This window comes from Streptomyces silaceus, from assembly GCF_001419745.1.
GTDB classification, from domain to species: domain Bacteria; phylum Actinomycetota; class Actinomycetes; order Streptomycetales; family Streptomycetaceae; genus Streptomyces; species Streptomyces silaceus.
Window position 1 is genome coordinate 1 of the sequence record NZ_LIRJ01000188.1, and the last position, 11,849, is coordinate 11,849.

General features: G+C 75.5%; 6 protein-coding genes. All 6 read left to right on the plus strand.

The features are described from left to right. Positions 1-1,944, plus strand: a 1,944-nt coding sequence (locus AOK22_RS18635; protein ID WP_208606413.1) for a hypothetical protein, incomplete at its 5' end; no start/stop codon positions are given. Between the two features lie 5 nt (positions 1,945-1,949). After that, entirely contained in the window at positions 1,950-7,682 is a 5,733-nt protein-coding gene (locus AOK22_RS18640) for a CHAT domain-containing protein (RefSeq protein WP_157872259.1), read from the plus strand. Then, positions 7,679-8,038: a hypothetical protein gene (locus AOK22_RS18645; RefSeq protein ID WP_055699805.1), complete on the plus strand. Its 360-nt coding sequence runs from the start codon at positions 7,679-7,681 to the stop codon at positions 8,036-8,038. The genes AOK22_RS18640 and AOK22_RS18645 overlap by 4 nt, the downstream gene beginning before the upstream one ends. Then, a complete protein-coding gene (locus tag AOK22_RS18650; protein WP_055699806.1) occupies positions 8,031-8,462 on the plus strand; it encodes a nucleotide exchange factor GrpE in 432 nt (143 codons plus the stop codon). Before AOK22_RS18645 ends, AOK22_RS18650 begins: the two co-directional genes overlap by 8 nt. Continuing rightward, the gene (locus AOK22_RS18655; protein ID WP_055699807.1) at positions 8,459-10,600 is read left to right on the plus strand and encodes an Hsp70 family protein; all 2,142 of its coding nucleotides are present in this window, start codon (positions 8,459-8,461) and stop codon (positions 10,598-10,600) included. The genes AOK22_RS18650 and AOK22_RS18655 overlap by 4 nt, the downstream gene beginning before the upstream one ends. After that, positions 10,597-11,849 (plus strand): Hsp70 family protein (locus tag AOK22_RS18660; protein ID WP_157872260.1); only part of this gene is annotated, 1,253 nt, incomplete at its 3' end. The genes AOK22_RS18655 and AOK22_RS18660, both read left to right, overlap by 4 nt.

Genomic DNA, 11,849 nt, shown 5'->3' on the forward strand with positions numbered 1-11,849 from the left:
CTCCCCGACGACATCGCGCGTCTCGCCGCGCGGGCGTGGACCGGCATCGGGCGGGTGTGGCTCGCCGGGGGCGACGTCGACCGCGCCGTGGGCGAGTTCGAGCGGGCGCGCGCCCTGCGCCCCGCGGCCGCCGGGCCGCTGCACTGGCTGGGCTGCGCCGAGGCCCACCGCGGGGACCTCGACGCCGCGGAGCGTCACCTCACCGCCTCCCTCGCGTGCGCCGTCCCGCACGGCCGCAGCCTCGTCCAGCGCGCCTACGTCCACGCCCGCGCGGGCCGGACGGACGCCGCCCTGACGGACCTCCGCGCCGCCACCGCGGTCGCCGCCCTGGACGACGAGGCCCGCTGGGTGCTCGCCGCGCTGTCGGGCCGTCCCGCGCGCGAGGTGGCACTGCGGCTGCGCAAGGCCGCCCTCGCCTCCCTGACCGGCCCCGGCTCGGGCTCCGGCTCCGGCTCCGACGGAGGGCACGAGGAGCGCGCGCGGCCCGAGGAGCCGGACACGGCCGCATGGGCGCGGGCCGGGGCGCTGGTCGCCGCCGCGCGGACACTCGACCCGGGGCCGTCCGACCGCGCCCCGCTGGAGGCCGTGGCACTGGTGCGCGGCGGGCGGCGCGCGGCGGCCGTGGACTTACTCAGGGACGCGGTGCGGCACGATCCCGCCGACCACCGCGTCACCCACACCCTCGCGCTGACTCTCCTCAACTCCCCTGACGAGGAAGGTGGTTGTGACTGGGAGCCGTGCGTCGCCGCCTGGGCCGCGGTGCTGCACGACGCCGGGTTCTGGGAGCGGGTCCTGGCCACCGCCGCCCAGCGGTACGGCACCGCCGTGGAGGACTCCCTCGTCCCCGTCCTGCGTGCCGGGCTGCGCGAGGCGCTCGAACGCCGCATGCCCGCCGACGACGCGGGGGCCCGCGTCGCGCCGGCACCGCTGCTCCAGCGCGAGGCCGACGCCGCCAAGCTCCTCGCCGCCGTCGGCGGCTTCCCGTCCGGCGGTGACGGCGGGGCTCCCCTGTTCTGCGGTCCGCTGCGCGTCGCGGAGCTCGGCAGATCGGCGGAGTTCGGCGCCTTCGCCGCCGCCCAGGAAGCCGCGTCGCCCTACACCTCCCTCACGTACGCGTTCTCCGAACTCGGCTTCGCCCAGCTTCTGTTGGGTCAGGACAAGGCAGCCGACGCGCTCGCCGCCCTCTCCGAGCTGCGCTGCCCCGGCTGCCGGGCGGCCGGGAGCGGCCCCGGCGCGGCGGCCGTGTGCGAACCGGACTGCGCCCGCTTCGACGAGCTCAACCCCGGCTACGCGGGCCTCCCCGACAAGCACCAGCGGCTCTCCCTCGACGCGCGCGGCCTCGCCCTGGAGGCGCGGCTGACCATGGGCCGCACCGAACTGACCTGCCGACGGCCCGACTTCGCCGCGGCGGCCGCGTACTGGCGGCGCGCCCTCGTCCACAGCAGGGCACTGGAGCGCTATCGCGAGGCACAGGTCGCCATCGTCGACATGTCGCTCGGCGCGGCCCGCGCGGCGCACCGCGAGGGGCGCCTCGACCTCGCCGTGTGCACCCTGGAGACGGCCCACTCCGTGATCGGCGCCAATGAACGCGGGCGCCTGGAGGGCCAGTTGGCCCGGGTCCTGGCCGACCGCGGGATCTCGGTGGCCAACGACGAGGAGTCGCCGCTCGACCAGCCCGCCGCCGATCTGCGCCGTTCGGTGGCCTTCAACCCGCATCTGCTGCGGGCCCAGGTCAGCCTCGGCGTGGTGCTGCGCGGGCTCGCCGCGGCCCGCTGGACCTCGGGCAGCCTGTCGGGCGCGCGGGCCACCCTCCAGGAGGCCATCGACCAGCTCACCGCCGCGCTCGCGCTCTTCCCCGACGACCCCGACCTCGAAGAGCAGCGGGAGGCGGCGGTCGCCGACCTCAACCACGTCATGTGGCAGCCCGACGCGAGCGAAGAGTGACGGCCGTGCTCGCCTACGAGGAACTCCGCATCCGGGTCCGCCGCGTCGGCGCGTCCCGCTATCTGGTGACCGCGGGCGGCCCGGCGTGCGCCGCCGAGGTGATGGCGGTCAATGGCGAGCCCGCGGCCTTCCGCGCGCAGTGGGACCGGCTGATCGCGGCGGAGCTCGGGTACGCGCCGATGGGCGAGCAGCACACCGTGGCGCAGCTGCGGACGCTCGGACGCGGCGTGTTCCGGCTGCTGTTCGGTGACACGGGCGACGGCGGCGAGGGCGGGGGCATCGCCGACACGGGGAACACGTGCGCGGGCGAGGACGTCGGATCGCGCGTCGGCGCCTGCGTCGACACCGCCCTGGACCGGGCCCAGCGCATGCGGCCCGCGCGCGGGCTCAGGCTCCGCTTCGACCTGCCGCCCGAGCTGCACGACCTGCCCCTGGAGTCGCTGTGCGCGCCGCCGGGCAGCCCGCAGCAGTCGCTGGCCCTCAACCACGGCTATTCACTGGTGCGTTCGCTGCCGGGCGGACCGCTCGGGCAGCGACTGCCCGACCCGGCGGACGAGCCGAGCGTGATCCGGCTCCTGGTGGCCTGTGCCTCCCCGAGGGGCCTCGATCCGCTGCGGGCCGCCGCCGAGGTGGCCGCGCTCCGCCAGGACCTGCCCGACGTCGCCGTGCACACCACCGTGCTGGAGCGGGCGACGCGCGCGAGCCTGGAGTCGGCGCTCGGCACCCAAGCCGAACTGCCCACGGCCGTCCTGCTGATCGCGCACGGTTCGTACGACGAGGACCTCGGCAAGGGCGTGGTGGCCCTGGAGACGGAGAGCGGCGGCATCGACCGGGTGCCCGCGGATCTGCTCAGCGGGATCCTGCTGAAGGCGCAGCGGCTGCGGCTCGCCGTGCTCAACCTCTGCTCGGGCGCGGACAGTTCGCACCTCGAACCCTTCTCGGGGCTCGCGCAGGCGCTGATCGGCGGGGGCGTGCCCGCCGTGGTGGCGATGCGGGGGCGGGTCAGCGACGTGTCGGCGGGCGCGTTCGGACCCGAGCTCCTGAAGGGCATCGCGGCCAACAAGACGGTCGACGAGTCCATGGCCGCCGCCCGGCTGCGCATCTCCCACCAGCCCGAGCACACGGCGGTGGAGTGGGCGACGCCCGCGCTGTTCCTGCACGAGGAGTGCCGGCAGGGCTGGCTGTTCAAGGCGCGCGAGGTGCGGGACGACGACTTCGGGGCCGGCGCGGTGGCGGATCCGCTGCGCGAGGGCGCGGAGGCGCTGCGGACCTTCCAGAGCCCCGTGGGACACGTCGGCTCGGCCGTCCTGATCGGCGCGGCGCGCTTCCAGCGGGACCTCGGACTGTGGGCACAGGTGCAGCGGATCCTGCGGACGCCGACGCAGAGCTACGCCGACGAGCAGCGCAGGATGCGGGCCGAGGCCGCCTTCGAACTGGCCTGGCCCGAGCTGGAGAAGCTGTGCGCGCTGCTGGCCGGGGAGCGGGACGCGGCGGGCGCCGAGGCCCAGCTCGCGGTGGTGCGGGAGCTGCTCCCCGGGGCGGTGCCGGGCGCACTCGTGGCGGAGGTGGCCGGGCTGCGGCGGATCGCCTCGCTGGTCGGGGAGGCGCGGGCCGCGGAGGCGGCCGAGGACTGGGTGACGGCCATCGCCCGCTACGAAGAGGTGCTCGCCGCCCGGCCCGGCGGGGCGAGGGACGTGACGGAACGGCTCGCGGCGGCGCGGGACGAGCTGCACGTGGCGCGGACCTGCGCGGACGGCGAGCGGGCGCGGCAGGCGGGCGACTGGGGCGCGGCCGCGCAGGCGTACGCCGCCGTCCTCGCGTTACGGCCCGGCCACCGCGCGGCCACCGCGTGGTCGTCCTACCTGGCCGGGCGGGCCGCGGAGGAGAACGAGGACTGGGGCGCCGCGGAGTTCGCGTACGCGGCGTGCGTGGGGCTCGACGACGCGGAGGCGCGCGCGGCGTACGCGCGCGGGCGCGCGGCGGTGGAGTCCGGCGACTGGGCGGCGGCGCGGGACGCCTTCGCGCAGGCGGGGCCCGCGTACCGGGCCTGGGGCAGCTACTGCGCGGGGCGGGCCGCGGACGTGGCGGGCGCGTGGGCCGTGGCGGCGCAGGGGTACGCCGAGGCGGACGGCTTCCAGGACAGTGCGGTGCGCCTGCTGTACGCGCGCGGCCGGGACGCGGCGGACCACGGGCGGCTCGCCGAGGCGCTGACGGACCTGGCCGGGGCGGCCGCGCGGGGCTGGGACACGGAGCCGCTGCTGAGCGAGCTGCGCGTACGCGTGTACGAGGCGGCGCTGGCCGCCGCCGAGGCCGCCGACTGGCCGTCCGTGCTCGCCCAGCTGGCGCCGCTCCCCGACGACCACCGTGCCACGCGTGCCCTCCGGCACTACGCGCGCGGACGGGTCGCCGCGGCCGGCGGCGACTGGGCGACGGCGGCCGGGGAGTTCGGCGCGTGCGGGGCCGTCGAGGACGACGCGCGCGGGGACGTTCCTGCCGACGTTCAGGACCTGCGCGCGTACGCCGAGGGGCGGCTGTGCCAGGACGAGCAGCGGTGGGACGAGGCGCTGGTGCTCTTCGGTTCGCTGCCGTCCTCACTGGCCGACGTCCCGGACCGGGTGCTGTACGCGCGCGGGCGGGCGGCGGACACCCGGGGCGAGTGGAACGGCGTCATCGACGGCTTCGGGCGGCTGCCGGACGGCTACGCGCAGGGCGAGGTGGGCGCGCGACGCCTGTACGCCCGCGCGCGCGTGGCCGCCGATCTGCGCGGCGACTGGGCGGCGGTCCTGAGCCTGCTGACCGGCGTCCGGGACGAGGCCCGCGAGGGCGCGGTGGCCGCCCTGCGCCGCAAGGCGGAGGGCCGCCTTGCGGAGGCGGCGGACGCGTGGGATGCGGCGTGCGCGATCTACGCCCGCGCGTTCCCCGCGGGCGCGCCGGACCCGTCGGCACCACCGACGGACGGGGCACCCGACGGTGCCGTCCACGAAGAGCTCCACCTCTACTTCTACGCCCTGGCCCGCGCCCACGAGGACGACGGACGGTGGGACGAGGCGCTCCGTGTGCACGTGTCGATGGACGGCGCGTGGGAGGACGTCGAGGTCCGGGTGCGGTACGTGCGGGCGCGGATCGCGGAGGAGGGCGCCGAGACCGCGGCGGACTGGCGGGACGTCGTCGAGGCGTACGCGGCGCTGGCGCGTGAGGGCGTGCGGGGCGCGGACGTCGCCGCGCGGGGACGCCACGCGCGCGTGCGGGCCGCCGAGGCCGAGAGCGACTGGGCCGGTGTCGTCGCCGAGGCCGACGCCCTCGGGGAGGAGAGCGACGCGCCGGCCGTCGCCGTCTACGCGCGCGGCCGTCTCGCCGACGCCCACCAGGAGTGGCAGCGGGCCGCCGACGCCTTCCGCCAGTGCCCGGGGCACCGGGACGCCGACGCCCATCTCGCTTACGCCGAGGGGAGGTTGCTGGAGGCGGCCGGGAAGTGGAGCGCCGCCGTCGTCGCGTACGAGAGGGCCGGGGGCACCCTGGACCGGGCCGACGTGCGCTGCCGCAGGCTGCGGCGGCTGATCGGGCTGCTGCCGTGGGCGGACGGGCTGACCAGCGCGCCCCTGGTCGCCGACCCCTTCGCCGTACGGGACCAGGCGTTCCCCTATCTCGCGCTCCGTGACGCCGGGGTCGATCCCGGCGCCTCCATGGAAGTCGTCAAGAACGCCTCGTACGCCCTCCTGGAGCGCGGCACCATGTCGTGGCACGAGCGCGTCGCGCTGGAGCGGGTGCGGCTGCCCGGCCGGCGGCTGCAACTGGACGCGCTGCTCTACCGCTGGCACTCCCCCGACGCCCTGCGCGACGCCCTCGCCGGGCTGTCGCCGGACGACGGGCCCGGGGTCCTCGACACCCTGTGCGAGCGCTTCCCGCAGGACGCCCCGCTGCTGCTCCTGCTCGCCCGGGACCGCGAGGCCGCCGCCGCCGAGTGGGAGCGGCGGCTGAAGGAGGCGCCCGGCGACATGGCCGTGCTGCACGGGCTCGCGGCGGCCCGGCTGTGGCAGGCGCAGGAGCTGGAGCAGAGCGGCGCGTGGGAACACGCGGTGCACGCCTGGGAGTCGGCGCTCGCGTACTGGGCGACGCTGCTCAGCGACGACGAGTACTGGGACGGCTGGCGGGCCGAGCGCGCCGCCTGCTACGACCGCGAGCTGACCCACGAGGACATGGCGTCGCTGCGCTGGGAGCTGAGCCAGCACCTGTTCGGCCAGCTGTCGGCGTACGAACAGCGGCACACCGAGCAGGACCGGCCCCAGCAGGCGGACGCCTACGAGACGCTGGCGGCGGTGCTGGAGTCCGAGCTGGGCGGCGCGCGCGTCCTCAAGGACGTGGGCGGGCTGCCGGACGTGCCGGGCGCGGGTGCCACCCTGGCCTGCGGGCCCCGCTATCTGCGGCTGCTGCGGCTCCAGGCGCCGCTCGGCGAACTCGCCGCGCAGCTCGACGCGGCCGCCCAGCAGGGCAAGGACCCCGGCGAGTACGCGGTGCGCGAACTGCGCTGGGCCTTCTCGGAGCTGGCGCGGGGCTTCGCGCTCTCCGAGGTGCGCAAGTTCGACACCGCGCTGCGCGCCCTGCCCGCCTTCCGCACCCTGACGACGCTGCCGGAGGACTGCGCGGGCCCCGCGTCGGCGGCGGGGCACACCGACACGTGCGGCCACTGCCAGGAGTTCCTGCGGCACAACCCCGCCTACGTCCGCCTCCCGCACCGCCACGCCCGGCTCCTCCAGGACGGCGTCGAACTCGCCGTCCACGTGCGCCTCGCGCTCGCCAGGACGGCCCTGACCCGGGGCGACGGCGGCCTGGACGAGGCGCTCGCGCAGTGGGGCGAGCTGGTGAAGGTGTCCCGCAACGCCGGGATGCAGGCCCGCTCCAAGAAGGCCGTGATCCGCACGGTGCTCGGCCGGGTCGAGGCGCTCACCGACGAGGACGGCCCCCACTTCGGCGACTGCCTGGACGAGGCCGTCACGCTCGTCGAGTCGGTCATCACCGTGCTGCACCCCCTGGACCGCGAGCTGCACGGCCAACTGCACGCCAAACTCTCGGCGTTGCTGTCCATGCGCGGGGTGTGGCGCGGCTACACCCGCACCAAGCACGGCATGCGCTCCGACGTGTACGGCGCGGAGGCCGACCTGCGCCGCGCGCTCGCCCTCAACCCGGAGTCGAGCCACGCCCGCGACAATCTCGCGCGGGCCCTGGTCTTCACCCTCGACGACCGCACGTACGACGTCTCCGAGCGCCTGGAACTCATCCGCGAGGCCCTCGGCCTGCTCGACGTGGGCCTCGGGCAGGCGCTCACGCACCGCTACCGCGAGACGCTCGGCGAGGCCCTCGACGAGATGGAGAAGCTGCTCACCCGCCACCTCGGCGTCGAGGGCATGGGCGACCTGATCCGCAGCGACGGCGAGGAGACCCCGCCCGACGACGACGATCTGGCCACGTGGGCCGTGGAGTTGACCGGCAGGGCGGAGCGGGCACTGCGCGCGGGCGACATCCTGTGGGCCCTGCACCACCTGATCCGCGCCACCCGCGCGGAGCCCACCGACAGCCGCATCCGCCGGGCCCTGCTGGACGCGGCGCGGCACTGGCTGGCCGAACTGGACCCGGGACGCGGCCCCTTGGAGAACAACACCAACGGCGGGCCGCGGAACACCGCGGACACGAACCGCGCGGCGAAGGCCGCGAAGACCGAGGACGGAGGCCGCGGCGCGTGATCGAGGACCCTTCCGCGAGCTGGGACGGACCTTTCCCCTACGGCACGCTCGCCCCGGCGGGCGTGACCCCCTGGACGTCCCACGCGGACATGCAGGACGTCTCCTTCGAGCTGCTCGCCCGGCACCTGATGACGCCGGCCACCCAGCAGGCGTGGGACGAGCTGCGCAGCGTACGCCGCAGGCTGCTCGTCGATCTGCTCCTGTACGACGTGGACCTGGCGGCCGAACTGCCCCTGGCCGCCGCCGGGATCGACCGGGAGCTGGCCGCGGCCGACACCCCGCGCGAGCCGGCGCCCGGCCCGCCCCCGGAGGACACCGCGCGCCTCCTGGCCGACCTGATCCGGTTCGATGTCTGAGCCCGCGGCCCGGCTCGCCTACGAGCACGCGCGCGCCCTCGTCGCCCGTGACGCCGCCCACCAGGCGCTCACCGAACGGCTGTTGCTGCGCTGCGCCGACGTCCTCGACTCCTTCGACCGGCTCCTCGCCGACGGCGCGGCGCACGACGTGGAGACGTACCGCAGGAGCGTGGCGCTGATCGCCGGGCAGCTGGAGACGGCGCTCACCGAGGAGGGACTCGAACGCGTCGGGCAGGTCGGCGAGCGCGCCGAACCGGCCACGCACCAGGTCGCCGAGGTCCGCGCGGCGCCACCCGGGACGGACCCCGACGAGGTCCTTGAGATTCTGCAGCGCGGGTATCGATACCGGGGGCAACTGCTGCGTGCCGCCCGGGTGGTCGTCGCCGTCGAGGGCGGCACGGAGCAAGGGACGGAGCGGGAATGAAGGCCATCGGCATCGACCTCGGCACCACCAACAGCGCGGTCGCCGCCCACGATCCGCACCGCGCGGACATCGCGGTGCTCACCAACAGCAAGGGTGAGCGGCTCACGCCGTCCGTCGTCGGTGTCGGCCGCCGCGACGGCAAGGACCAGCCGCTCGTCGGCGAGGACGCGCTGAACTGGGCGATCAGGCAGCCCAAGGAGACCATCGTCTCCGTGAAGCGCCTGATGGGGCGGGACTTCGCGGACGCGTCGGTGGTCCAGGCGCGCGACCGGATGAGCTACGAGATCGTCGCGGGGCCCGACGAGGACCCGCGGGCGCACGTGCTGCTCGGCGGGCGCGCCCGCACCCCCGCGGAGATCTCCAGCGTGATCCTGGACAAGCTCGTCAGGGACGCCTCGCGCACGCTCGGCGAGCCCGTGACGCACGCCGTGATCACCGTGCCCGCCTACTTCCGCGACGCGCAGCGCGCGGCCACCCGCGAGGCCGCCGAGAAGGCCGGCCTGGTGGTGAAGAAGATCGTCGACGAGCCGACGGCCGCGGCGGTCGCCTTCGGCCTGCACAAGCCGGGCGGCGCGCGCAGCCGCGTGCTGGTCTACGACCTGGGCGGCGGGACCTTCGACATCTCCGTCCTGAACGCGGTCAAGGACCAGGAGGGCAGAAGCCAGTTCCAGGTCCTGCGCTCGGCCGGGGACATCTGGCTCGGCGGGGACGACTTCGACCTGGCGATCGTGGAGCGGATCATCGCGTGGATGCGCGAGGAGCACCACGTCGACCCGTCCGGCGACAAGGCGTTCCTGTTCCAGGCGAAGAAGGCCGCCGAGCGGGCCAAGCGCGAGCTGAACGAGATGCCGGAGACGTACATCGTGATCCCGGCCGCGTACCGCAGCGAGAACGGCGTCCTCGACGTCGAGATGGAGCTGACGCGCGGCGAGTTCCAGCAGATGATCGCGCCTCTGGTGACCCGCACGATGGACCTGGTCAGGGAGTCCCTGAACCGCTACGAACTCTCCTCGGACGACATCTCCGACGTGCTGCTCGTGGGCGGCGGCACGCTCACGCGTCCCGTGTACGAGGCGGTCGAGGCGTTCTTCGGCGCGGACAAGGTCCGCCGGAACATCAACCCCATGGAGTGCGTCGCCTTCGGCGCGGGCGTGCTCGCCGAGACGCTGCACGGCGTGGAGTGCTCGGACCCGGAGTGCGCGAAGGTCAACGAGTACGGCGCGGACGCCTGCGGGGCCTGCGGCCGGAGCCTGGCCGACGGGCGGTCCAAGGGCGATACGGGTCTGTACGAGTCGACGCCGATGGCGATGGGCATCGCCGCGATCAAGGGCAACCAGCGCGACGTGTTCGTCGAGATCATCGAGGCGGGCTCGCCGTACCCGCTGTCCGAGCCGCGCCAGCGCACCTTCCACGCGACGGACTCCCGGCGCATCCGGGTGCCGGTCTACGAGGGCGACAGCAAGGTGGCGAGCGAGAACCACGAGCAGGGCGTGGTGGAGTTCGAGCTGCCGCAGGAGATCGAGATCAACCGGCAGGTCGACGTCTCCTTCAACTACTCGGCGGACCGCATCATCACGGTGAAGATCTCCGTGCGCGGCACGGACATGGTGCTGGAGGCGACGCCCAACCGCGAGAAGCCCCGCACCCCGCCGCCCGAGCCCGTCGAGGAGCTGGACAGCGCCGTGCTGCGCGAGCAGCTGGGCTTCGCCGAGCGGGAGGCCGACCACTTCCTGAAGCGGTACGGGCCCTACATCGAGCCGGTGCAGGCGATGAAGGTGCGCCGCGACATCGAGCAGGCGCAGCGGGCGATCGCGATGGGCGACAGCGGCGAGTACAAACGCCTGACCGAGCTGCTCCTGGACGACATGTACCGCCAGTGCGGTCTGGCGAGCCAGTTCCGGCAGGCCGAGCTGGCCTCCGAGGGCGCACCGCCGGACACGGTCCGGCAGATCAACGAGGCCGTCGAGTGGGTCAAGCAGGCCCACCGGCAGGGCAATCGCGTGACGACCCAGCAGCAGTCGCGCAACCTCGTGAACCTGGTGGCCATCGCCCAGTCCGAACGGGCCGTGCCGACGCTTCCCGACAAGCCGGACTACAAGGGCATCCTGCGGTTCGCCGGAGAGACGGCGGGCGGATGACGCGGGCACGTCCCGCGGGCGGTCCGACGCCGGGGGAAGCGGCCCCCGTCAGCCTCGGCATCGACTTCGGCGCCACGGGCCTGCGGGCGCTCTACGCCCTGCCGGACAAGCCGGGGCGGCGGCTGGACGCGGAGCCGGGGGACGGTCCGTGGCTGCTGTGCGAGCCCGTCGACACGGGCGTGCTGCCCGTGACCTTCCCGAGCCTCAAGAGCCGTCTGGGGAGCGGACGGCCGGTACGGGTGGGGGGCGCGGCGTTCGACACGGACCAGATCGTGGTGCGCATGCTGCGGTCCCTGCGGGAGCGCGTGGAGGAGGCGGCGCCGGGGCGGGTGGCGCAGACCGTGATCAGCGTGCCGGCGCGCTTCGGCTCGGCGCAGCGGGCGGCGCTGCGGGACGCGGCGCGCGAGGCGGGCCTGGAGCCCGCGCGGCTCATCAGCGACTCCATGGCCGCGGTGATCGGCCACATGACGGAGCGGGACAGCGGCACGTGCCTGGTGTACGGCATGGGGTACGAGGGGTTCGAGCTCGGTCTGATCCGCAGTGTGCGCGGGCACTTCCGCTCGCTCGGCTACGAGGGCGGGGCGACGTCGGGGGGACGCGCGTTCGACGCGGAGACGCTGTCGTCGGCGGTCAGGCTGCTGAGCAGGCACCGCGGTGCGGGCTCGGTCACCGGGGTCGACGCGGCCGTGTGGCAGGACCTGCGCGCCCGCGGGCAGGAGGCGCGGGAGGCGCTGGGCAGGCCGGACGGGCCCGAGGCCGCGGTGCTCGACCTGGGGCTCGGCGCGGCGGTGCCGCTGTGGGTACGGATCGCGCGGCACGACCTCGACGCGTACCTGGACCTGCATGTGCGGCGCACCCTGGACCGGGCGCGGGCCCTGCTCGACCAGTCGGGGATGACGCCGTCGGACGTGGACACGCTGCTGCTGGTGGGCGGCAACACCCGGATGGAGCAGGTGCGTTCGCGGGTGGCGGGGCTCGGCAGGCAGAGCGTGCAGGCGCCGCCCGAGCTGCTCGCGCTGGGGGCGCTCAAGCACGCGGTGCGGCTCGTGGGCGGCGCGGCGTCCGCCGGTCCCGCCGCGCTGGAGGAGGGCCCGCTGGAGCCGGCCGCCTCGCCCCAGGACACGCTCTCCGACGCGCCGCCGCTGACGGCGACGCTGGTGGGCGCGGAGGAGCGGGAGCCGTCGGGCGCGCAGCGTTCGAGCGACGTGCGCGAGGTGGGCGCCGACGACGGGGGCGGGCCCCAGGGGGT